The organism is Streptomyces sp. NPDC047886, assembly GCF_043204435.1.
Taxonomy (GTDB): Bacteria; Actinomycetota; Actinomycetes; order Streptomycetales; family Streptomycetaceae; genus Streptomyces.
In genome coordinates this window covers 900,276-924,630 of record NZ_JBIDCF010000002.1, presented here as the reverse complement: position 1 = coordinate 924,630, position 24,355 = coordinate 900,276, and the positions used below count along the sequence as shown (strand labels likewise).

General features: G+C 72.2%; 25 protein-coding genes. 11 read left to right on the top strand and 14 right to left on the bottom strand.

The window, feature by feature from the left end; genetic code table 11:
- Nucleotides 1-123: 123 nt before the first annotated feature.
- The gene (locus ACGF5U_RS09860) at nucleotides 124-642 is read right to left on the bottom strand and encodes a carboxymuconolactone decarboxylase family protein (RefSeq protein ID WP_392712124.1); all 519 of its coding nucleotides are present in this window, start codon (nucleotides 640-642) and stop codon (nucleotides 124-126) included.
- A 47-nt stretch (nucleotides 643-689) separates the two neighbouring features.
- Between ACGF5U_RS09860 and ACGF5U_RS09855 the strand changes: the two genes are divergently transcribed.
- The 3 genes from ACGF5U_RS09855 (at nucleotide 690) to ACGF5U_RS09845 (ending at nucleotide 3,860) form a co-directional block, all read left to right on the top strand.
- A complete protein-coding gene (locus ACGF5U_RS09855; RefSeq protein WP_392712125.1) occupies nucleotides 690-2,159 on the top strand; it encodes a PLP-dependent aminotransferase family protein in 1,470 nt (489 codons plus the stop codon).
- A 192-nt stretch (nucleotides 2,160-2,351) separates the two neighbouring features.
- Complete coding sequence (locus ACGF5U_RS09850; protein ID WP_392712126.1) at nucleotides 2,352-2,657, top strand: hypothetical protein; 306 nt, start codon at nucleotides 2,352-2,354, stop codon at nucleotides 2,655-2,657.
- A gap of 21 nt (nucleotides 2,658-2,678) precedes the next feature.
- Nucleotides 2,679-3,860, top strand: a complete 1,182-nt coding sequence (locus ACGF5U_RS09845) for a glutathionylspermidine synthase family protein (protein ID WP_392712128.1) — start codon at nucleotides 2,679-2,681, stop codon at nucleotides 3,858-3,860.
- A gap of 203 nt (nucleotides 3,861-4,063) precedes the next feature.
- Here ACGF5U_RS09845 and rocD read toward each other — a convergent pair whose 3' ends face one another.
- A complete protein-coding gene (gene rocD, locus ACGF5U_RS09840; protein ID WP_392712130.1) occupies nucleotides 4,064-5,269 on the bottom strand; it encodes an ornithine--oxo-acid transaminase in 1,206 nt (401 codons plus the stop codon).
- 237 nt (nucleotides 5,270-5,506) lie between these two features.
- Between rocD and glyA the strand changes: the two genes are divergently transcribed.
- From glyA to ACGF5U_RS09825, 3 genes are all read left to right on the top strand, one after another.
- The gene (gene glyA / locus ACGF5U_RS09835) at nucleotides 5,507-6,847 is read left to right on the top strand and encodes a serine hydroxymethyltransferase (protein WP_392712131.1); all 1,341 of its coding nucleotides are present in this window, start codon (nucleotides 5,507-5,509) and stop codon (nucleotides 6,845-6,847) included.
- 250 nt (nucleotides 6,848-7,097) lie between these two features.
- Nucleotides 7,098-8,132 carry a tryptophan--tRNA ligase gene (gene trpS / locus ACGF5U_RS09830; RefSeq protein WP_392712627.1) on the top strand — a complete coding sequence of 345 codons (1,035 nt, stop codon included), beginning with the start codon at nucleotides 7,098-7,100 and terminating at the stop codon, nucleotides 8,130-8,132.
- Between the two features lie 111 nt (nucleotides 8,133-8,243).
- A complete protein-coding gene (locus tag ACGF5U_RS09825; protein ID WP_392712133.1) occupies nucleotides 8,244-8,837 on the top strand; it encodes a 2'-5' RNA ligase family protein in 594 nt (197 codons plus the stop codon).
- Nucleotides 8,838-9,006: 169 nt separating this feature from the next.
- Here the strand turns inward: ACGF5U_RS09825 and ACGF5U_RS09820 are convergent, their stop codons facing one another.
- Both ACGF5U_RS09820 and ACGF5U_RS09815 read right to left on the bottom strand, forming a co-directional pair.
- Entirely contained in the window at nucleotides 9,007-9,777 is a 771-nt protein-coding gene (locus tag ACGF5U_RS09820; protein WP_392712135.1) for a decaprenylphospho-beta-D-erythro-pentofuranosid-2-ulose 2-reductase, read from the bottom strand.
- The gene (locus ACGF5U_RS09815; protein ID WP_392712136.1) at nucleotides 9,774-11,177 is read right to left on the bottom strand and encodes an FAD-binding protein; all 1,404 of its coding nucleotides are present in this window, start codon (nucleotides 11,175-11,177) and stop codon (nucleotides 9,774-9,776) included. Before ACGF5U_RS09815 ends, ACGF5U_RS09820 begins: the two co-directional genes overlap by 4 nt.
- Nucleotides 11,178-11,316: 139 nt before the next feature.
- On the opposite strand from ACGF5U_RS09815, the gene ACGF5U_RS09810 reads away from it, so the two are divergent.
- The 3 genes from ACGF5U_RS09810 (at nucleotide 11,317) to ACGF5U_RS09800 (ending at nucleotide 13,931) form a co-directional block, all read left to right on the top strand.
- Nucleotides 11,317-12,003: a phosphatase PAP2 family protein gene (locus ACGF5U_RS09810; RefSeq protein WP_392712138.1), complete on the top strand. Its 687-nt coding sequence runs from the start codon at nucleotides 11,317-11,319 to the stop codon at nucleotides 12,001-12,003.
- A complete protein-coding gene (locus ACGF5U_RS09805; RefSeq protein ID WP_392712140.1) occupies nucleotides 11,996-12,961 on the top strand; it encodes a decaprenyl-phosphate phosphoribosyltransferase in 966 nt (321 codons plus the stop codon). The genes ACGF5U_RS09810 and ACGF5U_RS09805 overlap by 8 nt, the downstream gene beginning before the upstream one ends.
- Nucleotides 12,962-13,022: 61 nt before the next feature.
- Complete coding sequence (locus tag ACGF5U_RS09800) at nucleotides 13,023-13,931, top strand: YihY/virulence factor BrkB family protein (RefSeq protein ID WP_392712142.1); 909 nt, start codon at nucleotides 13,023-13,025, stop codon at nucleotides 13,929-13,931.
- On the opposite strand, the gene ACGF5U_RS09795 is transcribed toward ACGF5U_RS09800, so the two are convergent.
- On the bottom strand, nucleotides 13,879-15,138 hold the full coding sequence (locus ACGF5U_RS09795) for a D-alanyl-D-alanine carboxypeptidase family protein (protein WP_392712144.1): 1,260 nt from the start codon (nucleotides 15,136-15,138) through the stop codon (nucleotides 13,879-13,881). The two genes, ACGF5U_RS09800 and ACGF5U_RS09795, sit on opposite strands and share 53 nt — an antisense overlap.
- Nucleotides 15,139-15,229: 91 nt before the next feature.
- Here ACGF5U_RS09795 and ACGF5U_RS09790 point away from each other — a divergent pair, with 91 nt between their 5' ends.
- Nucleotides 15,230-15,484 (top strand): SCO4848 family membrane protein, encoded by a 255-nt coding sequence (locus ACGF5U_RS09790; RefSeq protein ID WP_392712145.1) that lies wholly within the window; start codon nucleotides 15,230-15,232, stop codon nucleotides 15,482-15,484.
- A gap of 12 nt (nucleotides 15,485-15,496) precedes the next feature.
- Nucleotides 15,497-16,888 (top strand): metallophosphoesterase, encoded by a 1,392-nt coding sequence (locus ACGF5U_RS09785; protein ID WP_392712147.1) that lies wholly within the window; start codon nucleotides 15,497-15,499, stop codon nucleotides 16,886-16,888.
- Here ACGF5U_RS09785 and ACGF5U_RS09780 read toward each other — a convergent pair.
- The 9 genes from ACGF5U_RS09780 to ACGF5U_RS09740 all read right to left on the bottom strand — a co-directional run bounded on the left by ACGF5U_RS09780 (nucleotide 16,879) and on the right by ACGF5U_RS09740 (nucleotide 23,984).
- Nucleotides 16,879-17,628 carry a TetR family transcriptional regulator gene (locus ACGF5U_RS09780; RefSeq protein ID WP_392712148.1) on the bottom strand — a complete coding sequence of 250 codons (750 nt, stop codon included), beginning with the start codon at nucleotides 17,626-17,628 and terminating at the stop codon, nucleotides 16,879-16,881. The two genes, ACGF5U_RS09785 and ACGF5U_RS09780, sit on opposite strands and share 10 nt — an antisense overlap.
- Nucleotides 17,629-17,664: 36 nt before the next feature.
- Nucleotides 17,665-17,862, bottom strand: coding sequence for a ferredoxin (locus tag ACGF5U_RS09775; protein ID WP_392712149.1), 198 nt, complete (start codon nucleotides 17,860-17,862; stop codon nucleotides 17,665-17,667).
- Nucleotides 17,863-17,879: 17 nt separating this feature from the next.
- Complete coding sequence (locus ACGF5U_RS09770) at nucleotides 17,880-19,079, bottom strand: cytochrome P450 (RefSeq protein ID WP_392712151.1); 1,200 nt, start codon at nucleotides 19,077-19,079, stop codon at nucleotides 17,880-17,882.
- Nucleotides 19,080-19,199: 120 nt separating this feature from the next.
- A complete protein-coding gene (locus ACGF5U_RS09765; RefSeq protein WP_392712152.1) occupies nucleotides 19,200-19,715 on the bottom strand; it encodes a hypothetical protein in 516 nt (171 codons plus the stop codon).
- A gap of 106 nt (nucleotides 19,716-19,821) precedes the next feature.
- Nucleotides 19,822-20,580 carry a succinate dehydrogenase iron-sulfur subunit gene (locus tag ACGF5U_RS09760; RefSeq protein ID WP_392712154.1) on the bottom strand — a complete coding sequence of 253 codons (759 nt, stop codon included), beginning with the start codon at nucleotides 20,578-20,580 and terminating at the stop codon, nucleotides 19,822-19,824.
- Entirely contained in the window at nucleotides 20,580-22,334 is a 1,755-nt protein-coding gene (sdhA, locus tag ACGF5U_RS09755) for a succinate dehydrogenase flavoprotein subunit (protein ID WP_392712156.1), read from the bottom strand. The genes ACGF5U_RS09760 and sdhA overlap by 1 nt, the downstream gene beginning before the upstream one ends.
- A 25-nt stretch (nucleotides 22,335-22,359) precedes the next feature.
- Complete coding sequence (locus ACGF5U_RS09750; RefSeq protein WP_392712157.1) at nucleotides 22,360-22,851, bottom strand: succinate dehydrogenase hydrophobic membrane anchor subunit; 492 nt, start codon at nucleotides 22,849-22,851, stop codon at nucleotides 22,360-22,362.
- 8 nt (nucleotides 22,852-22,859) lie between these two features.
- Nucleotides 22,860-23,240, bottom strand: a complete 381-nt coding sequence (gene sdhC, locus ACGF5U_RS09745; RefSeq protein ID WP_392712159.1) for a succinate dehydrogenase, cytochrome b556 subunit — start codon at nucleotides 23,238-23,240, stop codon at nucleotides 22,860-22,862.
- Between the two features lie 168 nt (nucleotides 23,241-23,408).
- Nucleotides 23,409-23,984 (bottom strand): 2-oxo-4-hydroxy-4-carboxy-5-ureidoimidazoline decarboxylase, encoded by a 576-nt coding sequence (locus tag ACGF5U_RS09740; protein WP_392712160.1) that lies wholly within the window; start codon nucleotides 23,982-23,984, stop codon nucleotides 23,409-23,411.
- Nucleotides 23,985-24,355: the final 371 nt, after the last annotated feature.

Sequence of the window (24,355 nt, the reverse complement as noted above, 5' to 3'; positions counted from 1 at the left end):
GGGTTGCCCCTGATGCCTTCAAGGCCGCAGGGGCGGGGCCCCCGGGGCCCGGCCGTGGCGCGGGCCCGGCCGTGCGCGGGCCCGGCCGTGGCGCGGGGTGCCGGAACGCCGCTCCACGAGCGGCTACTTGAACTGGCCGGGGGTGTAGTGGCCCGGCACCGCGCGGGTGGTGACGGCGATCCGGTTCCAGGCGTTGATCACGATGATCGCGGAGATGAGCTGGGACAGCTCCTTCTCGTCGAACTGCTTGGCGGCCCGCTCGTACACCTCGTCCGGGACGAAGCCGTCGGTCAGGACGGTGACGGCCTCGGTGAGCTCGATCGCCGCGAGTTCCTTCTCGGTGTAGAAGTGCCGCGACTCCTCCCAGGCGCTGAGCTGGATGATCCGCTCAACCGTCTCGCCGGCGGCGAGCGCGTCCTTGGTGTGCATGTCGAGGCAGTACGCGCAGTGGTTGAGCTGCGAGGCCCGGATCTTGACCAGCTCCACGAGAACGGGGTCGAGGCCCTGGTGGGCGGCCGCGTCCAGCCGGACCATCGCCCGGTAGACGTCGGGGACGTGCGCGGCCAGATTGAGCCGGGGGGTGTGCTCGGGGGCGTACTCGGCGTCGTGGGTCTTCGTCGTGGTCGTCGTGTTCGTCGTCATGTGGACGACCGTACGCGGAGGTTGGCGCACGGGTATGGTCCATTTACATGACGGATTCCCGGGCCACTTCGGCGAGCTTCGGCACCGATCTGCATCTGGAGATACGAGGCCCCGGGCTGCGCGCCGGTCTGATGGACGCCCTGCGGGAGGCCGTCAGGAGCGGGCGGCTCGCGCCCGGTGTGCGGCTGCCGTCCTCCCGGTCGCTCGCCGCCGATCTGGGCATCGCCCGGAACACGGTCGCCGACGCGTACGCCGAGCTGGTCGCGGAGGGCTGGCTCACCGCGCGCCAGGGCTCGGGCACACGGGTGGCCCGCCGGGCAGAGCCGCGCAGGTCCGAGCCACGCCGGGGGGATCCGCGCCGGGCCGAGCGGCGCGGGGGCAGGCACGTCCCGATGCCACTGCCCTGGCAGGGGACGACCCCGGCACGGCGCGGCAGGCCGCTGCACACCCTGCACCCGGGCACCCCCGACCTCGGGTCGTTCCCGCGCGCCGAGTGGCTCAAGGCGGCCCGCCGGGCGCTGACCGAGGCGCCGCACGAGGCGTTCGGCTACAACGACCCGCGCGGCCGCGCCGAACTGCGCACCGTCCTCGCCGAGTACCTGGCACGGGCCCGCGGGGTGCACGCCGATCCCGACCGGATCGTCATCTGCTCCGGCTTCGTCCATGGGCTGATGCTGATGGGCAAGGTGCTGCGCGAGCGCCGCGTCCGGCAGGTGGCCGTCGAGTCGTACGGGCTCGATGTGCACTGGAACCTGCTGACGGAGGCGGGCCTGGGCACTCCGGCGCTGTCGATCGACGAGCGCGGCACCCGGACCGAGGACCTGGCGCACGGCAGGGAGGGCGCGCTCCTCATCACACCCGCCCACCAGTTCCCGACCGGCGGGGCGCTGCCGCCGGACCGGCGCGCGGCGGCCGTCGACTGGGCGCGCGCCGCCGGAGGGCTGATCTTGGAGGACGACTACGACGGCGAGTTCCGCTATGACCGCCAGCCCGTGGGCGCGCTGCAGGGCCTGGACCCCGAGCGGGTCGTCTACCTCGGCACGGCCAGCAAGTCGCTCGCCCCGGGGCTGCGCCTGGCCTGGATGGTGCTGCCCGATGAGCTGGTACCGGACGTCCTGCTGGCGAAGGGCGACGTGGACTGGGTGTCGAGCGCCCTGGACCAGCTGACGCTGGCCGAGTTCATCGCGTCAGGCGCCTACGACCGGCACGTACGGAACATGCGCCTGCGCTACCGCAGACGGCGCGACCAGCTCGTGGCGGCCCTCGCCGAACGGGCGCCCGACATCCGCGTGAGCGGTATCGCCGCCGGGCTGCACGCGGTCCTGGACCTGCCGCCGGGCACGGAACAGCCGGCCGTCCAGGCGGCCGCCCGCCAGGGCCTCGCCCTCCAGGGCCTCAGCCGCTTCCGTCACCCCGACGTGCCCCACACCCGCGACGGCCTCGTCGTCGGCTACGCCACCCCCACCGACAGCGCCTGGCCGAGCGCCCTCGACATCCTCTGCCGCTCCCTGCCCTGACCTTGCCCAGGCCCTGCCCCTGCCTGCGACTCCGTCCCCGACCCGACCCCGACCCGACCCCGACCCGACCCTGACCACCCCGTCGCCGCCGCACGCACAGGCTTCGTGGACGACCGGACTTACGGTCATGTCCACGGTCCCTTTATGGTGTTCGGCGTTGTTCGTTCGAAGAGTTCATGACGGGGGATCGAGATGCGCAGGTTGAGGTCGAGCACGGTCGTGCTCGGCGGTATGGGGGTGCTCGCGGCGACGATCACGTCCTGTGGCGCCGAGCCCGACAAGCGGTGCGTGGACCGGTACACGCGGGAGCTGCTGCCCAGCTACGAGTGCGGCAGCGGGAGCGGCGGGAGCAGCGGGAGCGGCTCCAGCTCGAGCACCGGCGGCGGGTCGTACTACTACGGCGGAAGCACCCGGGACGGCAAGGTCAGCGGCGGGAGCTTCGACAAGGCGGCCGTCGACCGGGGCGGCTTCGGCTGCTCCACGAGCGGCGGCGGCTGAGCGGGCGGGGCATACGCGTCGATGAAGCGTCACACGATCGAGCCGCGTCCCGGCTGGCAGCGGACCGTCGAGGAGCAGGGCTGCGTCTATCCGCTGACCCGCTTCCCCGACGGGTCGCTTCGCCCCTACTGGGACGAGAGCGCCTACTACTCCTTCTCGCTGCCCGAGGTCGAGGCGCTGGAGGAGGTCGTCGAGGAGCTGCACGCCATGTGCCTGGCCGCCGCCGCGCACATCGTCGAGCGGGACCGGTTCGCCGACCTCGGCATCACCGACCGCCGACTGGCCTCCCTCGTCGCCGAGTCCTGGCGGCGGCGGGACGAACTGCCGTCCGTGTACGGCAGGTTCGACCTGCGGTACGACGGTACGGGCCCGGCCAAGCTGCTGGAGTACAACGCGGACACGCCCACCTCGCTGGTGGAGGCGGCCAGTCCGCAGTGGTTCTGGATGGAGGAGCGGTTCCCCGGGGCCGACCAGTGGAACTCCCTGCACGAGCGGCTGGTCGACGCCTGGAAACGGCAGGCGCGGCTGCTGCCGCCGGGTCCGGTGCACTTCGTCCACTCGGAGGGCGACGAGATCGGCGAGGACCTGATGACGGTCGCGTACCTGCGGGAGACCGCCGAACAGGCCGGACTCGCCACCGAGGCGCTGTCGGTGGAGGAGATCGGCTGGGACCGGCTGACGGGCCGCTTCGTGGACGACCGGCTCCGCTTCATCCGCAGCTGCTTCAAGCTGTACCCGTGGGAGTGGCTGGTCACCGACCGGTTCGGGCCGCATGTCCTCGACACGCTCGACAACGGCGGCGGCACCGGTACGACCTGCTGGATCGAGCCCGCCTGGAAGATGCTGCTGTCCAACAAGGCGCTGCTCGCGGTCCTCTGGGAGCTCTACCCCGGGCACCCCAACCTGCTGCCCGCCTATCTGGACGGTCCGCGGGAACTGGCGGACGAGGGCGGCTGGGTCGCCAAGCCGCTGCTGGGCCGTGAGGGCGCGGGCGTCACCGTCCACGAGGCGGGCGAGCGGCCCGCCGTACGGGACGAGCCCTGCTGCTACCAGGCGCTCGCGCCGCTGCCGGACTTCGACGGCAACCGGGTGGTGCTCGGTGCGTGGATGGTCGAGGACGAGGCGGCGGGCCTCGGCATCCGGGAGTCCTCGGGGCTGGTCACGGACGGGTACGCCCGGTTCCTGCCGCACGTGATCCTGTAGCGGTCGGCTCCCGGGGCCGGACCGAAGAAGCAGCCGCGAAGAAGCGGCAGCGAGGAAGCAGCCGCGAAGGAGCACCGCGAAGAAGCAGCCGCGAAGAAGCAGCCGCGAAGGAGCAGCCGCGACGAGCAGCGAGGGGGGCGGAGTCCTGACGAGTCGTGCCGGGGCGCACTGACGGGCCGCCCCGGCACCGGCGTACGGGCCCGTCAGCCCGCCAGGACCTCCCGCAGCTGCTCCAGGCCCCAGTCGAGGTCCTCCTTGCCGATCACCAGCGGCGGGGCGATCCGGATCGTGGAGCCGTGGGTGTCCTTCACCAGCACGCCGCGCTCCATCAGCCGCTCCGAGATCTGCCGGCCCGTGCCCAGGCGGGGCGCGATGTCGACGCCCGCCCACAGGCCGCGCCCGCGCACCGCCTCGACCGCGCCGCCGCCGACGAGGAGCCCCAGCTCACGGTGGAGGTGGTCGCCGAGTTCGGCCGCCCGCTGCTGGTACTCGCCCGTGCGCAGCATCGCCAGCACCTCCAGGGCCACCGCGCAGGCGAGCGGGTTGCCGCCGAACGTCGAGCCGTGCTCGCCCGGCCGGTGCACCCCGAGCACGGCCTCGCTCGACACGACGGCCGACACCGGTACGACGCCGCCGCCGAGCGCCTTGCCGAGCAGGTACATGTCGGGGACGACGCCCTCGTGTTCGCAGGCGAACGTCTTGCCCGTGCGGCCCAGGCCCGACTGGATCTCGTCCGCGATGAACAGGACGTTCCGCTCCCGGGTCAGCTCCCGGACCGCCGGCAGGTACCCGGGCGGCGGCACCAGCACGCCGGCCTCGCCCTGGATCGGCTCCAGCAGCACGGCCACGGTGTTGTCGGTCATCGCGTCGGCGAGCGCGGTCAGATCCCCGTACGGCACGATCTCGAAGCCCGGCGTGTACGGGCCGTAGTCCGCCCGCGCCTCGGGGTCCGTGGAGAAGCTGACGATCGTCGTCGTCCGCCCGTGGAAGTTGTTCGCCGCGACAATGATCTTGGCGGTGCCGTCCGGCACGCCCTTGACGCGGTAGCCCCACTTCCGGGCGGTCTTCACGGCGGTCTCCACCGCCTCGGCGCCCGTGTTCATCGGCAGCACCATCTCCATGCCGCAGAACTCGGCGAGCTCGTCGCAGAAGGCCGCGAACCGGTCGTGGTAGAAGGCGCGCGACGTCAGCGTCACCCGCTCCAGCTGGGCCTTCGCGGCGTCGATCAGCCGGCGGTTGCCGTGGCCGAAGTTGAGCGCCGAGTAGCCGGCGAGCATGTCGAGATAGCGGCGGCCCTCGATATCGGTCATCCACGCGCCGTCCGCCGTCGCGACGACGACGGGCAGGGGGTGGTAGTTGTGCGCGCTGTGCGCCTCCGCGGCTGCGATCGCGTCTTGGGTTCTCGACACGGGATCTCCGTTCGTCCTGCGGGACCGGGGCGGGGGTGGCGCCCCTTTCTATCGTCGCTCGGCATGTGGACGAGGAAACATCGTGTCCGGCGCGGCGACTAGCATGAAGCTACGCACGGCGACTGGCGTACGGGGAAGGGACCTCGGGGAAGCCGCGCGAGGCAGAACGTCCCGTGAGGCGCCGCCCGCCTGGGCGCCTCGGCCCTTGTGTCACGCGCTGCCCATCCGGAGGACGCCATGAGCACCCCGTCCAGCACCCCGCACTCCTCGCGCTCGGCGCACGTCCCGCACACGCCGTCGGGCGCCACCCCGCATCCCGCGCTCGCCGCCGCCGACCCCGAGCTCGCCGAGCTCGTCGCCGCCGAGGAGCGTCTGCAGGCCGAGACGCTGCGGCTCATCCCCAGCGAGAACTACGTCTCGCGGGCCGTCCTCGAGGCGTCGGGGACCGTCCTGCAGAACAAGTACAGCGAGGGCTACGCCGGCCGCCGCTACTACGAGGGCCAGCAGAACATCGACCAGGTCGAGCGGCTCGCCGTCGGCCGGGCCAAGGACCTGTTCGGCGTCGACCACGCGAACGTCCAGCCCTACTCGGGCTCCCCGGCCAACCTCGCCGTCTACCTCGCGTTCGCCGAGCCGGGCGACACCGTGATGGGCATGGCCCTGCCGATGGGCGGCCACCTCACGCACGGCTGGGGCGTCTCCGCGACCGGCAAGTGGTTCCGGGGCGTGCAGTACGGCGTACGCCCGGGCCCGGTCTCCGAGGGGGGCGGCCTGATCGACTTCGACCAGGTGCGCGATCTGGCACTCGCCGAACGCCCGAAGATCATCTTCTGTGGCGGTACGGCGCTGCCCCGCACCATCGACTTCGCCGCGTTCGCCGAGATCGCCCGCGAGTGCGGCGCCGTCCTCGTCGCCGACATCGCGCACATCGCCGGCCTGATCGCGGGCGGCGCCCACCCCTCGCCGGTGCCCCACGCGGACGTGGTCTCCACGACCACCCACAAGACCCTGCGCGGTCCGCGCGGCGCGATGCTCATGTCGCGCGAGGAGCACGCCAAGGCCATCGACAAGGCCGTCTTCCCCGGCCTGCAGGGGGGACCGCACAACCAGACCACCGCCGCGATCGCGGTCGCGCTGCGCGAGGCGGCCCAGCCGTCGTTCCGGGAGTACGCCCACGCGGTCGTCGCCAACGCCCGCGCCCTCGCCGACGAGCTCCTCGCCCGGGGCTTCGACCTGGTGTCGGGCGGCACCGACAACCACCTGATCCTGATGGACCTCACCCCCAAGGACGTGCCGGGCAAGGTCGCGGCGAAGGCCCTGGACCGGGCGGGCATCGTCGTCAACTACAACACCGTCCCCTACGACCCGAGGAAGCCCTTCGACCCCTCGGGCATCCGCATCGGCACCCCGTCCCTCACCTCCCGGGGGCTCGGTACGGAGCACATGGCGACCGTCGCCGACTGGATCGACCGGGGCGTCACGGCGGCGCACAAGGGCGACGAGGAGGCCGTCGCCGCGATCCGCGCGGAGGTCGCCGACCTGATGGCGCAGTACCCGGCGCCCGGCATCCCCGCGTAGCCGAACGCGCTCGGGCTCCCCGCGTCAGCCGGACGGGCTAGGGGCTTCCCGCGTCAGCCAGACGGCTGGGGCCCCCGCGTACCCGGTCGGGCTCGGGGCTCCCCGCGCAGCCGGACGGGCTCGTACGGGCTCGGCGGGCGGCCCGGCGGGGCGCCGGAGTGTGGTTCTCGTCTCACTCCGGCGCCGCCGCCAGGGACTGTGCGGGCGGTTGTCCACAGGGCGTGCCGAGTGGTCGGCCGCACCTGAGAGAATGTGGAACATGGCCTCTGATCGCCCCATGCAGCGTCCTCGCGTGCTCTCCGGAATCCAGCCCACCGCAGGTTCGTTCCACCTCGGCAACTACCTGGGTGCGGTCCGCCAGTGGGTCGCCCTCCAGGAGACCCACGACGCGTTCTACATGGTCGTCGACCTGCACGCGATCACCGTTCCGCAGGACCCCGCCGAGCTGCGCGCCAACACCCGCCTCGCGGCCGCGCAGCTGCTCGCCGCCGGTCTCGACCCGGAGCGGTGCACGCTCTTCGTGCAGAGCCATGTGCCCGAGCACGCCCAGCTCGGCTGGGTCATGAACTGCTTCACCGGGTTCGGCGAGGCCTCCCGGATGACGCAGTTCAAGGACAAGTCCGCCAAGCAGGGCGCCGAGCGTGCCACGGTCGGCCTGTTCACGTACCCGATCCTCCAGGTCGCGGACATCCTGCTGTACCAGGCGAACCAGGTCCCGGTCGGTGAGGACCAGCGCCAGCACATCGAGCTGACCCGTGACCTCGCCGAGCGGTTCAACGCCCGCTTCGGTGAGACGTTCACGGTCCCCGCGCCGTACATCCTGAAGGAGACGGCGAAGATCTACGACCTGCAGGACCCGACCGCCAAGATGAGCAAGTCGGCGTCGACGCCGAAGGGCCTGATCAACCTGCTGGACGAGCCGAAGGCGACGGCGAAGAAGGTGAAGAGCGCGGTCACGGACACCGACACCGTCATCCGCTTCGACCCGGAGAACAAGCCGGGCGTCAGCAACCTGCTGACGATCATGTCCACGCTCACCGGCCGGTCCGTTGACGACCTGGTGAGCGGCTACGAGGGCAAGCTGTACGGCGCGCTGAAGACCGACCTCGCCGAGGTCGTCGTGGACTTCGTCACCCCGTTCAGGACCCGCACGCAGGAATACCTGGACGACCCGGAGACGCTGGACTCGATCCTGGCCAAGGGCGCGGAGAAGGCCCGCGCCGTCGCCGCCGAGACGCTCGCGCAGACGTACGAGAAGGTCGGCTTCCTGCCGGCCAAGCACTGACCCCGGGCCAGGGCCCGGGGGCCCTGGCCACGTGGTGGGTCCAGGCGCCACACTGGCGACCCACCCACTCACCCGACGCCCGCCCGCCGCACCGACACTGAGGAGAACGATGTGGGGACCGTAACGCTCGGCGTTTCGATCGCGGTCCCGGAGCCCTACGGCAGCCTGCTCCAGGAGCGGCGCGCGGGCTTCGGGGATCCCGCGGCCCACGGCATCCCCACCCATGTCACCCTCCTCCCGCCGACCGAGGTCGACGAGGCGGAACTGCCGGCGGTCCGGGCGCATCTCGCGCGGGTCGCCGCAGCCGGCCGGCCGTTCCCGATGCGGCTGAGCGGCACGGGCACGTTCCGGCCGCTCTCGCCGGTCGTGTACGTGCGGCTGGCGGAGGGCGCCTCGGCGTGCTCCCGGCTCCAGCAGCAGGTCAGGGACGCGTCCGGGCCGCTGGTGCGGGAGCTGCAGTTCCCGTACCACCCGCATGTCACCGTGGCGCACGGCATCCCCGACGACGCGATGGACCGGGCGTACGAGGAGCTCGCCGACTTCGAGGCGGAGTGGACCGTCGCCTCCTTCGCCCTGTACGAGCAGGGCGCGGACGCGGTGTGGCGCAAGCTCCACGAGTACGAGTTCGGCAGCGGCCGCCCCGCGAAGGGCGTCCCCGCGCAGGGCTCTCCCGTGGACGAGCCGGCCACCACGACGTTCCTCTGAGCCGGGGCCACGGAGTCCACGCGGCTTGACGGGGCCCACGGAGTCCACGCGGCTTGACGGGGCCCACGGAGTCCACGCGGTTTGACGGGGCCCACGGAGTCCGCGCGGCTGACGGAGCCCACGCGGCCACGGGGCCCGCAGAACCCACCGGCCCACGCGGCCACGGGGCTCACACGGACAGCCGCCGGAACAGCGGGCGCGGCAGATGCCGCAGGACCGACATCACCACCCGCAGACCGCCCGGCACCCACACCGTCTCCGCGCGGCGCCGCAGGCCGTGCTCGATCGCCTCGGCCACGGCCACCGGGGTCGTCGCCAGCGGCGCCCTGGCCAGCCCGGCCGTCATCTTCGTCCGGACGAAACCGGGCCGTACGACCATCACGTGCACGCCCGTGCCGTGCAGCGCGTCACCGAGCCCCTGCGCGAACGCGTCCAGGCCGGCCTTGCTGGAGCCGTAGATGAAGTTGGCGCGGCGGGCGCGTTCGGCGGCCACGGACGACAGCACCACCAGCGAGCCGTGGCCCTGGCTCTGCAGCGCCTTCGCGCAGACGAGCCCGGCCGACACGGCCCCCGTGTAGTTGGTCTGCGCCACCCGCACGGCGGCGAGCGGATCACCCTCGTCGTGCGCCTGGTCCCCGAGGACGCCGAACGCCAGCAGCACCATGTCGATGTCGCCGTCCGTGAACAGCTTGCCGAGGGTCTCCTCGTGCGAGGCCGGGTCCAGCGCGTCGAACGGGACGGTACGGACGTCCTCCGCGCCGCCCCCGGGCAGCGACCGCAGCGACCGTGCGGCCGCCTCCAGGGCGGGGGACGGCCGCCCGGCCAGCAGGACCGTGCGGGTGCGGCGGCGGGCGACGAGCCGGCGGGCGGTGGCCAGCGCGATGTCCGACGTACCGCCGAGGACGAGCAGGGACTGCGGGGTGCCGAAGGCGTCCTTCATGACGGGTTCGCTCCCAGGGCCAGACGGCGGGCGAGGTCGGAGGTGAACACGGAGCCGGGGTCGAGCCGGGCCCGCAGGGCGAGGAAGTCGGGCAGCCTCGGGTACATGGCGGGCAGCAGCTCCGGCCGCAGCCGGGCGTCCTTGGCGAGGTAGACCCGCCCGCCGGCGGCCGCCACGTCCTCGTCCAGCTCGTCCAGGAACGCGCCGAGGCCGGACAGGGACGCCGGGATGTCGAGCGCCAGGGTCCAGCCGGGCATCGGGAACGACAGCCAGCCGGGGTCGGCGTCGCCGAACCGTTTCAGTACGGCCAGGAACGAGGGGCAGCCACGCCGCGCGATCCGGCGCACCACCCGGCGCAGTGTCTCCTCCTGTCCGTCGCCGACGGCGAACTGGTACTGGACGAAGCCGCCCCGGCCGTAGATCCGGTTCCAGTGCGGCACCCCGTCCAGGGGGTGGAAGAACGACGGGATCGGCTGGAGCTCACCGGTGCGGCGGCGCGGCGCCCTGCGGTACCAGAGCTCGTTGAACAGCCCGACCGAGGTACGGCCGAGCAGCCCTCGCGGAACGTACGAGGGCGCCGCCGGGAGCCTCCCCGGCCGGAACGCCAGCGGGTCGCGTCGCCGTCGGCGCGCCCCGACCGGCAGCGCGTCGTACGGGGCGTGGTCGCCGCGGGTGAGGACCGAGCGGCCGGTGGCGGCGCCGCGCGCGAGCAGGTCGATCCAGGCGACGGAGTAGCGGTAGCGGTGGTCGGTGGCGGTGAGCCGGGCCATCAGGTCGTCCAGGTCGCGGGCCCGCTCGGTGTCGACGGACATCAGCGACGTCTCCACCGGCAGCAGGCGCAGGGCGGCGGAGAGGACCACCCCGGTCAGGCCCATGCCGCCGGTCGTCGCGTCGAACAGATCGGTGCCCGGCAGCACCGTACGGATCTCCCCGTCGGCCGTGAGCAGCTCGAAACCGCGTACGTGGCGGCTGAAGGAGCCGGAGACATGGTGGTTCTTGCCGTGGATGTCGGCGCCGATGGCCCCGCCGACGGTGACATGACGGGTGCCGGGGGTCACCGGCACGAACCAGCCGAGCGGCAGCAGCACCTCCATCAGCCGGTGCAGGCTCACCCCGGCGTCGCACACGACGACGCCCGCCTCCGCGTCGACCGAGCGGATCCGGGCCAGCCCGGTCATGTCCAGCAGGGCGCCCCCGGCGTTCTGCGCCGCGTCCCCGTACGAGCGCCCCAGGCCCCGGGCGATGCCGCCCCGGCCCCCGGGCTCGGCGCAGGCGCGGACGGCGTCGGCGGCCTCCTCGGGGCTGCGGGGCCGCAGGACACGGGCGGCGGCGGTGGGGGCGGTGCGGCCCCAGCCGGTCACCGCGACGGGACCGGCGGGGGAGCTGTGCGCGGCGAGCATGCCAATGACCGTAACGCCGCATATGGCTGGTTTCCCGGCTTTCTTCGCCGAACGCGCCGAACTCGCCGAATGGGTGATTAAACGAGTGTCATGAAAGATTGCCGTGCCGCGCGCGGCCTCGCGCGCGAGAGTCGCCCGCATGCGACACATCGACCGACGCGGGCTCGATCGGCACGGCATCGAAGGACGCGGCCCCGATCGGCACGGCCTCGACCGTCGCGGCCTCGACCGGCGGCTGCTCGACGCCCTGCGCGACTGCGGGCGCCGCAGGCCCGGTGTGGCGTCCGCCGCCAAGGCGCTGTCGCTCAGCGGCGAGCACGGCGCGCTGTGGCTCGCCGCCGGGCTCATGGGCGCGGCCGCCGACCGTGAGCGGCGCGGGGCGTGGCTGCGGGGAACGGCCCTGGTCGCGGGGGCGCATCTGGCGAGCATGGGCGTCAAGCGGGTGGTCCAGCGCCCGCGCCCCGAAGGCCCGGCGCTGGTGCGCACCGCAGGCCGGCACGGGTTCCCGAGCTCGCACGCCACGTCGGCGGCGGCTGCGGCCGTCGCGTTCGGGGCGCTGCGGCCCGCCGCCCGCCGGCTGGTCCCGCCGGTGGCCGCCGCGATGTGCCTCTCCCGCCTGGTGGTGGGCGTCCACCACCCGACGGACGTGGCGGCCGGAGTGCTCCTGGGCGCCGCCACCGCCGCCCTCGGCAGCCGCCGCGCCGCCACCGCCGCCCTCGGCAGCCGCCGCGCCGCCACCGCTGCCCTCGGCAGCCGCCGCGCCGCCACCACCGCTGTCGGCGGCCGTCGGCGGGTGTTCCGTCCGGGGGCCGCCGGCCGTGGGTGAACACACCGCCGCCGTACTGGACCGGGCGCGGGCCGGGGCGCCCGACGCGCGGCCGCCGCACCCGACCGGACGCGGCCTGGCCCGGGGACTGCTGCGCACCGCGCGCCCGCGCCAGTGGGTCAAGAACGTGCTCGTCGTCGCCGCGCCGGCCGCGGCGGGCGAGCTGGCCTCCCGGCACACCGCCGTCCAGCTCGCCCTGGTGTTCTGGCTGTTCACCGCCGCCGCGGCCGCCGTCTACCTGGTCAACGACGCCTGCGACGCGGCCGCCGACCGCGCCCACCCCGTCAAGTGCCGCCGCCCGGTGGCCGCGGGGGACGTGCCGGTGCCCGTGGCGTACACGGCCGCCGGGGTGCTCGCGGGAGGCGCGCTCGCGGGGGCCGCGTGGCTCTGCAACGCCCTGACGGCCGCGCTGCTCGCCGCGTACCTGGCCATGCAGCTCGCGTACTGCCTGCGCCTCAAGCACGTCCTCGTCGTGGACCTCGCCGTCGTCACCACCGGGTTCCTGCTGCGCGCCATGATCGGCGGCGTCGCGCTCGGCATCCCGCTGTCCCGCTGGTTCCTGATCACCACCGGGTTCGGCGCCCTGTTCATGGTCTCGGCCAAGCGGTACTCCGAGGCCGTGCAGCTCGGCGGGACGGGCAGCCGGGGCGCCACCCGGGCGCTGCTCACCGAGTACACCACCGGCTACCTGCGGTTCGTGTGGCAGCTCGCGGCCGGTGTCGCCGTGCTCGGCTACTGCCTGTGGGCGCTGGAGAGCGGCGGCACGGCCAACGGCTCGCTGCTGCCCTGGCGCCAGCTCTCCGTGATCGCCTTCATCCTGGCCGTCCTCCGCTACGCCGTCTTCGCCGACCGGGGCACCGCCGGAGCGCCCGAGGACGTCGTCCTGCGCGACCGGCCGCTCGCCGTCATCGGCCTCGTCTGGACGGCGATGTACGGCCTGGCGGTGGCGGACCTGTGAACCCGCCGGCGGAGCCGGTGAACCGGCGGGCGCCGGGGCGGAAACGGGGTAGGCACCCACGATGGACTGGCTGACCAAGCTCCCCGTCATCGGCCCCGTGGCGGCGCGGCTCACACGGACCCACGCCTGGCGCTCGTACGAGACCCTCGACCGGGTCCACTGGACGCGCCTCGCCGCCGCGATCACTTTCATCAGTTTCCTGTCGCTGTTCCCGCTCATCACGGTCGCCGCCGCGATCGGCGCCGCGCTGCTCAGCGAAGAGCGGCTGGACGGCATCGAGGAGAAGCTCGGCGAACAGGTCCCCGGCATCTCCGACCAGCTCGACATCGGCGCGCTCGTCGACAACGCGGGCACCGTCGGACTCGTCGCGGGCGCCGTGCTGCTCTTCATCGGTATCGGCTGGGTCGGTTTGATGCGGGACTGCCTGCGCGCCGTCTGGGACCTGGACGACATCGACGAGGGCAACCCGATCGTCCGCAAGGGCAAGGACGCCGTGGTCCTGCTCGGCCTCGGCGCGACCGCGCTCGTCTCTCTCGCCGCGTCCATGCTCGGGTCCACCGCCGTCGGCTGGACCGCCGACCGGCTGGGCCTGGCCGGCGGCGGCTGGGACCTGCTGCTCAGGATCGTCGCGCTCGCCGCGGCGGCGTTCGCCGGCTTCGTCCTCCTGCTGTACCTGCTGACCCTGCTGCCCGGGGTCGACCCGCCGCGCCGCCGGCTCGTCGTCGCCGCGGTGATCGGGGCCGTCGGCTTCGAACTGCTGAAGCTGCTGCTCGGCGGCTATGTGTCCGGGGTAGCCGGGCGCTCCATGTACGGGGCGTTCGGCGTGCCCGTCGCCCTGCTGCTGTGGATCAACTTCACCGCCAAGCTGCTGCTGTTCTGCGCCGCCTGGACGGCCACGCCCGGCGCGGGACAGCCCGTCAGTGATCGCCCCGGCGGCGGACCAGCTCCGGCACCGGCCAGCGACGGTTGATCAGGAACACCACACCGGCCAGCACCACCAGCACCCCGCCGACGACCGCCAGCGCCGTCCCGACACCGCCGGAACCGGTGTGCCTGGCCTGCCCGGCGATCGCCGCCTCGGCGGCGCCGCCCGGGGTCGCGGACGGGCTGGGGCGGCCCGTACCGGTCTTCGCGGACCTCGGCGGCACCAGCTCGCCGACCGGCTCGACCTTCCCGGCCGCCGCGAACCCCCAGTCGAGGAGCTTCGCCGTCTCCTTATAGACGGCGCCGCTCTCCTTGGACGACGGGTTCATGACCGTGACCAGCAGGACCCGGCCGTTCCGCTCGGCCACCCCGGTGAACGTGGAGCCCGCGTGCGTGGTGTTGCCGTTCTTGACGCCCGCGATGCCCTTGTAGGGGGCGACGCCGTACGCGCCGGTCAGCAGCCGGTTGGTGTTCTGGATCTCGAACGTCTCACGCTTCTTGCCGGGCTTCTGCTCGCCGGGGAACTGTGCCCGCACGGTCGACGCGTACTCCCGGAAGTCCTTGTTCTGCATGCCGCTGCGCGCGATCAGCGTGAGGTCGTACGCGGACGAGACCTGGCCCTCGGCGTCGTAGCCGTCGGGCGAGACGACCTCGGTGTCCAGCGCCTGGAGTTCGTCGGCGCGGGCGTTCATGTCCCGGACGGTCTGGGGGACGCCGCCGTTCATCTCGGACAGCGCGTACACGGCGTCGTTGCCGGAGCGCAGGAAGACGCCGAGCCACAGGTCCCGCACGGTGTAGGCGTGCTTCTCCTTTATGCCGACGAGGCTGGAGCCCTCACCTATCCTCGCCAGTTCGCCCGGTGCGACCAGATGGGTGGCCGTCCTCGGGAACTTGGGCAGCAGCGTGTCCGCGAAGAGCATCTTGATGGTGGAGGCCGGCGCCAGCCGCCAGTGGGCGTTGTGCGCCGCCAGCACGTCACCGTTCTCCGCGTCCGCGACGATCCAGGACCGGCCCGTCAGGTCCTTCGGCAGCACGGGCGCCCCCGCCCGCAGCCTGACCTGGGTGCCGGGCTTCCCCAGCAGCTCCCCGCCGACCGTGGACATGACGGCGGGCGGCTTCGGCTGCGCGGCCGCGTCCTTCTTCTTGTCCGCCCGGGGACTGGGCTCGGCCAGGGCGGGGGAGGCGACGAGCAGGGGCAGCAGCGCGGCGGCGACGACGGCGGCCGTCAAGGCCTTGTTCTTCGGAGCGGACACGTTCGAGAACGTACAGGCAACCTTTCGGCGGCCCCACACCGGTCCACCACCCGGCCGGAGCCGTGACACCCGTTGCGGTGATACTGGCTCCATGAGACTCAGCCGCTCCGCCTCCTGGTTCCTGCTCGCGTTCGGGGTGTGGAGCTGGTTCATCTGGATCACTTTCGTCAAGAACCTGTGGAACGACGCGAGCGGTCTCGCCTTCGACGACCTGGGTGACCCGACCGCGTACTTCTGGGTCCACCTGCTGCTCGCTGTCACGTCCTTTCTTCTGGGGACGGGGATCGGTGTGCTCGGGTTGCGCGGGGTGCGCGCCGCGCGCCGGGGCAGCGGCGACGAGGCGTAGGGGGTAGGGATCGTGCTGGTCGTCCTGCTGGTGCTCGTCGTGGTCGTCGCCCTGCTCGGCGGGGTCCACTGGTACGTGTGGCGCCGCCTGGTGCGCGATGTGACGCTAACGGGCGGCGTGGCACGCCGCATCGGGACCGTCGCCGCCGTGGTGCTGCCGCTGCTGTCGCTCGGCGCCCTGATGTCGGGCCGCGCCGGGCTCCCGTTCCCGGTGCAGCAGGCACTGGCGTGGCCGGGGTTCCTGTGGCTGGCGGTGCTGCTGTACGTGGTGCTGGCGCTGGTCGCGGGCGAGGCGGTACGGCCGGTGCTGCTGCGGGTCCTGGCGCGCCGCGACGCCGCCCGCGCGGCGGCCGGAGCACCGGCCCACCCGGCGGCGGCCGCCGTGCCGACCGCCATACCGGTCGCCGCGTCGGCGGTCGCCGCGTCCGCCGGTGCCGCGCCTGCCGGGGCCGCGTCCGCCGCAGCCGTCCAGGACACCGGGACCCGGGAAGCGGTGGACACGCTCGAAGCCCCCGCCCCGGCTGCCCCGGCCCTGTCGGCGGCCGGCCCGGGCGCGGCCGGTGAGGCCGCCGCCCAGGGCGTCTCCCGGCGGCTGTTCGTCTCCCGTGTCGTGGGCGGCGCGGCGGCGGCCGCCGCCGTCGGCACCGTCGGGTACGGCACGTACGGCGTCCTGCGCGGGCCGCGCGTCAAGCGCGTCACCGTGCCGCTCGCCAAGCTCGCGCGGGGCGCGCACGGCTTCCGTATCGCGGTCGTCAGCGACATCCACCTCGGCCCGACCCTGGGCCGCGCCCACACCCGGCGCATCGTCGACGCGATCAACGGCACCCAGCCCGACCTGATCGCCGTGGTCGGCGACCTGGTCGACGGCACCGTGGCGGATCTGGGCCCGGCCGCCGAGCCGCTCGCGGGGCTGCGCGCCCGGCACGGCTCGTTCTTCGTGACCGGCAACCACGAGTACTTCTCCGGTGCCGCCGAATGGGTGGACCACGTCCGGGAGCTCGGCCTGCGTCCGCTGACGAACGAGCGCGTCGAGATCCCGGGCTTCGACCTGGCGGGCGTCAACGACCCGGCGGGCGAGAACCACGGCGAGGGCCCCGACTTCGGCCGGGCACTCGGCGACCGGGACCGCACCCGGGCCGCCGTGTTGCTGGCGCACCAGCCGGTCGTCATCCACGACGCGGTACGGCACGGCGTCGACCTCCAGCTGTCCGGCCACACCCACGGCGGTCAGATGTGGCCCGGCGAGTACCTCGCCGACCTCGCCAACCCGACCGTCGAGGGCCTGGAGCGCTACGGCGACACCCAGCTGTACGTCACCCGGGGCGCGGGCGCCTGGGGCCCGCCCGTCCGTGTCGGGGCGCCGTCGGACATCACGGTCGTGGAGCTGGCCTCGCGTCAGGCCTGAGCGGGCTCCTGCGGCCCGGTCGTCGTCCTGCCCGCGCCTGCCCGTCCGGGCCGTTCACCCGCGCCCGGCAGGAACTCCTCCAGCACCTCGTGCACCTGCCGTACCAGCGGGCGCAGCACCCGGAACCGGGACAGGGCGATCGCACGGGCGGCGAGCGGGGCGGTGCGCTCGACGAGGCGGCGGCTGCGCTCGGTGCCGGGGGACCTGTCGTACACCCAGAAGAGCACCAGGCCCATCTGCATCAGCCACATCAGCCGGGGGAGCAGGGGGACCAGTTCCGGCGGCGTCCGGGTGCCGGAGCCGCCGAGTACCCGCTCGTGGATGGCGATGGCCGCCTCGCGGGCGGGCGCCGACTCGGCGGAGAAGGGGCTGAGCGGGCTCTCGGGGTCGGCGGCGTTCTTGAAGAACTGGGCCGCGAACCGGTGGTACGGGGCCGCGACGTCCAGCCAGGCGAGCAGGGTGCCCCGGATACGCGCCGCGAGGTCCACGTCGCCGTCCAGGACCGGCCGGACCGCCGTCTGGTGTTCGGCGGCGATCCGGTCGTAGAAGCCCTGGACCAGGTGTTCCTTGGAGGCGAAGTAGTAGTACGCGTTGCCGACGGAGACGCCGGCCTCCTGCGCGATGGCCCGCATCGTCGTCCGGTCGTAACCGCGCTCCTGGAAGAGCCGGAGCGCCGTTTCGAGGATGACGGTGCGGGTCTGCTCGCTCTTGGGCCCCTTGGGACCCTTGGGACCGTTCACGCGTCCGAGCCTAACGGGCGGTGAACGGCCGATCGTTCAGCCGGCGTCGGTCACCGTGATGGCCCGCACCGGGCAGGCCCGGCCCGCCTCCCGTACGAGCGGACTCCCGGCGCCGTCCTCCCGGCCCGGGAGCAGGGCGCTGAATCCGTCGTCGTCCTGGGTGAACACCTCCGGTGCCGTCAGGGCGCACTGGCCCGCCCCGATGCAGAGGTCCTTGTCGATCGAGATGCGCATACCCGATCTCACCATCCTCACCACGCCACGGGCAGCTCCACCATGCCCTGCAGCGTGTCGCCCGGCTTGAACGGGATGGTGTCCGGGTCGGCGGCCAGCCGCAGCCCCGGCAGCCGCCGCAGCAGACCGCCGAGCGCGATCTCCATCTCGGCGCGCGCGAGGTTCTGGCCCAGGCACTGGTGGATGCCGAAGCCGAACGCGACATGGTGACGGGCCGAGCGCCCCCAGTCCAGGGAGTCCGGCTCGGCGTACATCACCGGGTCCCGGTTGATGACGGACGTCGAGAACACGACGCCCTCGCCGGCCCGGATCCGGGTGCCGCCCGCCACCTCGATGTCCTCGGTGGCGAACCGCAGCATGCCGTCCGCGATCGACAGGAACCGCAGCAGCTCCTCCACGGCACCCGGCAGCAGCGAGGGGTCGGCCCGCAGTTCGGCGAGCCGCTCCGGGTGCCGCAGCAGCGTGAAGGTGCCCAGCGAGATCATGTTGGCGGTGGTCTCGTGACCGGCGATCAGCAGGATCATCGCCAGGTCCAGCAGCTCCTGCCGGTCGATGTGCCCCGGCACGTACTGCTCCATGACGAGCTCGTCCAGCAGCCCGTCACCCGGCTTGTCGCGCTTGCGTTCGGCGAGGTCGCCGAGGTAGCCCTCCAGTTGTTCGAGGGCGTCCTCGGTGTCGGCCGCCGTCGGGCCGCGCAGCAGCCGGCGCGACTGCTCCTCGAAGAAGTCGTGGTCGGCGTACGGCACCCCGAGCAGATCGCAGATCACGATCGACGGCACGGGCAGCGCGAAGGCGCTCACCAGCTCGGCGGGCGGCCCCTGTTCGACCATCGCGTCGAGCAGCTCGTCCACGGTCCGCTGGATCCGGGGCCGGAGGTCGGCGATCCGCCGGACGCTGAAGCTGGGGATCAGCATCCGCCGCTGGACGTTGTGCTTGGGGTCGTCCTGGCCGAGCAACGCGGATCTGCGGCGGTTGCGCACGGCGGTGAAGCGTTCGGTGGGGATGGGGAACGCCTCATGGGTGGTGTCGGTGGACAGCCGCTGGTCGGCGAGGAGGTCACGGGCGGCGGCGTGGCCGGTGACCAGCCACACGGCACGCCCGTCGTAGAGCGAGACGCGCGAGAGCGGCCGTTCCTCGCGGAGCGGATCGTAGGCGGTCGGCGGGTGGTAGGGGCAGGTGCGGTCCTGCGGGAACGCAACGGCTTCCGTTTCCGTCATGGCTCCACTACATGCTCCCCACACGTAACGGGTCAACGCACGGACCGGCCAAAACCACCCGCCGTACGCTTCCGGACACCGCGCCAGGCCCCGCGGGACCGGCCCGGCGCCCTCAGCGCCTCAGAAGCTCAGCGACCGCGCGTAGTTGAGCTGCCCCATGACCATGGCGAACGTCTGCGGACTCGTCGCCGGGATCATGGTCGAGTGGTGGCGCCCCCCGCTGGTGACCGTGACCTGAACGAAGCCGGTCGTCGTCTTCTCCTTCATCAGCAGGAACAGCAGTCCCAGGAAGCAGAACACGAAGAAGACAACGGCGAGCACGATGGCGTGCGTCGGCATCTTCTCCTCGGTGCGCGACATGTCGGTGGCGTTCCACACCGCGCCCTTGAGCGGCATCGTCCCGGCGGGCGTGACGATCGAGTCCGCCAGGACGGTGATGTCGCCGATCGCGACCAGGGGCGTGCCCGCTCCGGCGGCGGGCGCGGGGTACGCGCCGGTGCCCGGGTACGCGCCCGGTGCGGACGGCTGCTGCGGGTAGCCGTAACCGGGCGCCGTATGGGGGTAGCCGTAGCCCGGGGGCTGGGTCGGACCCCAGGTGTAATCGCCGTCGTTGGCGTACGGATTCGGCTCGCTCATCGATCGATCCCCGTCCCTCTCGTGTGGCCCGACTCGTCCGCTCATGGCGAAGGCCCGCTTCTGTACGGTGAGCGTACAGAAGCGGGCCTTCGCCGGAGGCGTGGTGTCAGTAGCGGCGCGTGATCAGGGCGCGCTTGACCTCCTGGATCGCCTTGGTGACCTCGATACCGCGCGGGCAGGCGTCCGTGCAGTTGAACGTGGTGCGGCAACGCCACACGCCGTCCTTGTCGTTGAGGATCTCCAGACGCTGCTCGCCGGCCTCGTCGCGCGAGTCGAAGATGAACCGGTGCGCGTTGACGATGGCGGCGGGACCGAAGTACTGGCCGTCGTTCCAGAAGACCGGGCAGGACGACGTGCACGCGGCGCACAGGATGCACTTGGTGGTGTCGTCGAACCGCTCGCGGTCCTCGGCGGACTGCAGCCGCTCACGCGTCGGCTCGTTCCCGGTCGTGACGAGGAACGGCATGACGTCCCGGTACGCCTGGAAGAACGGCTCCATGTCCACGACCAGGTCCTTGAGGACCGTCAGGCCCTTGATGGCCTCGACCGTGATGGGCTTCTCCGGGTTGATGTCCTTGATCAGCGTCTTGCAGGCGAGCCTGTTCTTGCCGTTGATCCGCATCGCGTCGGAGCCGCAGATGCCGTGCGCGCAGGAGCGCCGGAAGGTGAGCGAGCCGTCGACGTCCCACTTGATCTTGTGGAGACCGTCGAGCACGCGCTCCTTCGGGTCGATCTCGATCTGGAAGTCCTGCCACTGGGCCTCGTCGGAGACCTCGGGGTTGAAGCGGCGGATCCGGAAGGTGACCGTGATGTAGGGCGAGGCGGCAGCGGTGTCGGCCGCCTTCTCCAGGGTCGGGGTGGCCATCAGTACTTACGCTCCATCGGCTGGTAGCGGGTCTGGACGACGGGCTTGTAGTCGAGACGCACGGTCTCGGAGCCGTCGTCGCCGACCTCGCGGTACGCCATGGTGTGGCGCATGAAGTTGACGTCGTCGCGGTTCGGGTAGTCCTCGCGGTAGTGACCGCCGCGGGACTCCTTGCGGGCGAGCGCGGACACGGCCATGACCTCGGCCAGGTCGAGCAGGTTGCCCAGCTCGATGGCCTCCAGCAGGTCGGTGTTGAACCGCTTGCCCTTGTCCTGGATCGCCACGTTCCTGTACCGCTCGCGCAGCTCCGCGATCTTCTCGACCGCGGTCTTGATCGTCTGCTCGGTGCGGAACACCATCACGTTGGCGTCCATCGTCTCCTGGAGCTCACGGCGGAGCTCCGCGACCCGCTCGCTGCCCGTGGAGTTGCGCAGCCGCTCGACCTGCTCCTCGACGAACGCGGCCGGGTTCTCCGGCAGCTCGACGTAGTCGGACTTCGCCGAGTACTCGGCGGCGGCGATACCGGCCCGCTTGCCGAAGACGTTGATGTCGAGCAGCGAGTTGGTGCCCAGCCGGTTGGCGCCGTGCACCGACACGCAGGCGACCTCGCCGGCGGCGTACAGACCGGGGACGACGGTGGTGTTGTCCGCCAGGACCTCACCCTCGACGTTGGTCGGGATACCGCCCATGGCGTAGTGCGCGGTCGGCTGGATCGGGATCGGGTCCGTGTACGGCTCGATGCCGAGGTACGTACGGGCGAACTCGGTGATGTCGGGGAGCTTGGCGTCCAGCTGCTCCGGCGGCAGGTGCGTCAGGTCCAGGAAGACGTGGTCGCCCTCGGGCCCGCAGCCGCGGCCCTCGCGGATCTCCGTGTAGATGGAGCGCGAGACGACGTCACGGGACGCGAGGTCCTTCATGACCGGCGCGTACTTCTCCATGAAGCGCTCGCCGTCCTTGTTGCGGAGGATGCCGCCCTCACCGCGGGCGCCCTCCGTCAGCAGGATGCCCATGCGCCAGATGCCCGTCGGGTGGAACTGGAAGAACTCCATGTCCTCCAGCGGCAGACCGCGCCGGTAGCAGGCGGCCTGGCCGTCACCGGTCAGGGTGTGAGCGTTCGACGTCACCTTGAAGAACTTGCCGGTGCCGCCGGACGCGTAGATCACGGCCTTGGCCTGGAAGATGTGGATCTCACCGGTGGCGAGCTCGAAGGCGACCACACCGGCCGACTTCCTGACGCCGTCGACCTCGGTGATCAGCTGGTCCAGGACGTAGAACTCGTTGAAGAACTCCACGCCCTCCTTGACGCAGTTCTGGTACAGCGTCTGGAGGATCATGTGGCCGGTGCGGTCCGCGGCGTAGCAGGACCGGCGGACCGGGGCCTCGCCGTGGTTGCGGCTGTGGCCGCCGAAGCGGCGCTGGTCGATGGTGCCGCCCGGGGTCCGGTTGAACGGCAGGCCCATCTTCTCCAGGTCGAGGACGGCGTCGATGGCCTCCTTCGCCAGGATCTCGGCGGCGTCCTGGTCGACCAGGTAGTCACCGCCCTTGACCGTGTCGAAGGTGTGCCACTCCCAGTTGTCCTCCTCCACGTTGGCCAGCGCGGCGGCCATGCCGCCCTGCGCGGCGCCCGTGTGGGAGCGGGTCGGGTAGAGCTTCGTCAGCACGGCGGTACGGCTGCGCTTCGTCGCCTCGATGGCGGCGCGCATGCCCGCGCCGCCGGCGCCGACGATGACGGTGTCGTACTTGTGGATCTTCATGACGTGGATTACCTCAGCCCCGTGCCTAGCGGATGTTCGGGTCGAAGGTGAAGATCACCAGCGTGCCCAGAAGGATGGTGAACACCGTGGCGGTGTACAGCAGGCCCTTGAGCCACAGGCGCGTGTTCGGGCGCTCGGCGTAGTCGTTGATGACGGTACGCAGGCCGTTGGCGCCGTGCAGCATGGCGAGCCACAGCATCAGCAGGTCCCAGACCTGCCAGAACGGGGACGCCCAGCGGCCGGCCACGAAGGCGAAGCCGATCTTGGAGACGCCGCCGTCCAGCACGAGCTGGATGAGCAGGTGGCCGATGACCAGGACGACCAGCACGACGCCGGACAGGCGCATGAAGAGCCACGCGGCCATCTCGAAGTTGCCGCGGGCCGACCGCGGGGTCTTCCCGGTGCGCTTGCGCGGCGGCTCGATGACCGGGGCGGGGTTGTCGACGTCGTACAGGCTGACGCCCTCGACGGGACCCACGGCGGACGTGGTGTCGGCGGCGGTGTTGTTCGAAGACATGTCTGGCGTCAGCTCCCGAACACTTCACGTGCGGCGTGGCCGAGTACCGGGTACAGCGCACCCACCATCAGCACGAACCAGATGGCCATCACGGACCAGAGCATCTGCTTCTGGTAGCGCGGGCCCTTGGACCAGAAGTCCACGGCGATGACACGGAGGCCGTTCAGCGCGTGGAAGAGGATGGCCGCGACGAGGCCGTACTCCAGCAGCGCGACGAGGGGCGTCTTGTAGGTGGCGACGACATCGTCGTAGGCCTCGGGCGAGACGCGGACGAGAGCGGTGTCCAATACGTGTACGAACAGGAAGAAGAAGATGAGGACGCCGGTGACTCGATGAGCCACCCACGACCACATGCCTTCCCGGCCGCGGTACAGCGTTCCAGCCGGCACGGAATAACCCTCCGGGAGCGGGGATTGGGGTCGATACCGGCTTCTCTGTCGGTCTGACCCGGCCGGGTACGGTCCACCGGCCCCGGTCATCGTAGCGACGACTTGTCGGTCCGCTCGCGCCGGGTGGCCAGGTGTGATCAAACAGGCAGCCAATGGGCCACGGACGGGCTATCCCCGGGGGTCCATATCCGCCACAAGCCGGAAAAGCCGGGCGCGGGCGAGTCGTCGCAGCTCATCGGCGGCGATGGCGCGCTCCTCGTCCGGTTCGTTACCGAGCCGTGAGCGGATGCCCGCCAGGACCTGGTCCAGGTGCTCGTCGGAGCGGTGCCCGTGCAGACAGATGACGAACGCGTGTCCGAATCTGGCGCGGTACGCCTCATGCGCGGCGTCCAGGGCCATGTGCGCGGCGGCCGGTGCGGAGGCGGGCAGCACGGGCCGTGCCTCGTCGGCGAGCGCCTCGTCCAGATCGCGGGCCGACAGGTCGTAGCTGGCCTCGTCGGCCGCCGCGAGCAGGGAGTCGAGGGTGGGGTACGGGCGGTGCGCGGCCAGCCGCCTGGCCCAGCGGCGGCTGCCGCAGCAGGCCAGCAGAGAGGTTTCCGCCCACTCGGTGGGAGCCGTGTTGAAGCCGCCCAGCCCCGCGGGGATGTGCGGGCCCCGGCTCTGGGCCGGTATGGCGGCGGTGGCGCTGAAGGATTTCGGGGTGCCTGCGGCGGATTCGCTGGACAGCGGGGGCTCCTCGAACAAGTCAGCGGAATATGTGGAAAAGATGTGAGGGAAGGGGCACAACGTTACCGAGGGTGAGCGGGTGCTGTCCGAAGCCTTTCGGAATTTCACCCGGAAGGGAGAGTTTCGACACGGTTGATGGACGCACTCGGGGTCGGCTGGACATCGCGGTCGGTGAGAGGCGGCCGGGAGAAGCGGGACACTCGGGGCAGGAGACACGGCGAGGTACGGCGAGGTACGGCCGGGGCGCCGGGCCCGTGCCGGTGTCGGTGTCGGGTCGTGTCGGTGCCGGTGCCGGTGCCGGTGTCAGTACCGGGTCGTGTCGGTGTCGGTACCGGGCCGTACCGGTGTCGGTGTCGGTACGTGCCGGTGTCGGCGTCGGGCCGGGAGGC

What these genes read in the sequence shown, in the direction of transcription:
- ACGF5U_RS09810 (WP_392712138.1), top strand. Translation starts at nt 11,317, where the DNA reads ATGCGACACATCGACCGACGCGGGCTCGATCGGCACGGCATCGAAGGA.
- sdhA (WP_392712156.1), bottom strand. Translation starts at nt 22,334, where the DNA reads ATGAAGATCCACAAGTACGACACCGTCATCGTCGGCGCCGGCGGCGCG.
- glyA (WP_392712131.1), top strand. Translation starts at nt 5,507, where the DNA reads ATGAGCACCCCGTCCAGCACCCCGCACTCCTCGCGCTCGGCGCACGTC.
- ACGF5U_RS09850 (WP_392712126.1), top strand. Translation starts at nt 2,352, where the DNA reads ATGCGCAGGTTGAGGTCGAGCACGGTCGTGCTCGGCGGTATGGGGGTG.
- ACGF5U_RS09770 (WP_392712151.1), bottom strand. Translation starts at nt 19,079, where the DNA reads ATGACGGAAACGGAAGCCGTTGCGTTCCCGCAGGACCGCACCTGCCCC.
- ACGF5U_RS09820 (WP_392712135.1), bottom strand. Translation starts at nt 9,777, where the DNA reads ATGAAGGACGCCTTCGGCACCCCGCAGTCCCTGCTCGTCCTCGGCGGT.
- ACGF5U_RS09845 (WP_392712128.1), top strand. Translation starts at nt 2,679, where the DNA reads ATGAAGCGTCACACGATCGAGCCGCGTCCCGGCTGGCAGCGGACCGTC.
- ACGF5U_RS09765 (WP_392712152.1), bottom strand. Translation starts at nt 19,715, where the DNA reads ATGAGCGAGCCGAATCCGTACGCCAACGACGGCGATTACACCTGGGGT.
- ACGF5U_RS09800 (WP_392712142.1), top strand. Translation starts at nt 13,023, where the DNA reads ATGGACTGGCTGACCAAGCTCCCCGTCATCGGCCCCGTGGCGGCGCGG.
- ACGF5U_RS09790 (WP_392712145.1), top strand. Translation starts at nt 15,230, where the DNA reads ATGAGACTCAGCCGCTCCGCCTCCTGGTTCCTGCTCGCGTTCGGGGTG.
- trpS (WP_392712627.1), top strand. Translation starts at nt 7,098, where the DNA reads ATGTGGAACATGGCCTCTGATCGCCCCATGCAGCGTCCTCGCGTGCTC.
- ACGF5U_RS09855 (WP_392712125.1), top strand. Translation starts at nt 690, where the DNA reads ATGACGGATTCCCGGGCCACTTCGGCGAGCTTCGGCACCGATCTGCAT.
- ACGF5U_RS09860 (WP_392712124.1), bottom strand. Translation starts at nt 642, where the DNA reads ATGACGACGAACACGACGACCACGACGAAGACCCACGACGCCGAGTAC.
- ACGF5U_RS09815 (WP_392712136.1), bottom strand. Translation starts at nt 11,177, where the DNA reads ATGCTCGCCGCGCACAGCTCCCCCGCCGGTCCCGTCGCGGTGACCGGC.
- ACGF5U_RS09775 (WP_392712149.1), bottom strand. Translation starts at nt 17,862, where the DNA reads ATGCGCATCTCGATCGACAAGGACCTCTGCATCGGGGCGGGCCAGTGC.
- ACGF5U_RS09750 (WP_392712157.1), bottom strand. Translation starts at nt 22,851, where the DNA reads ATGTCTTCGAACAACACCGCCGCCGACACCACGTCCGCCGTGGGTCCC.
- ACGF5U_RS09760 (WP_392712154.1), bottom strand. Translation starts at nt 20,580, where the DNA reads ATGGCCACCCCGACCCTGGAGAAGGCGGCCGACACCGCTGCCGCCTCG.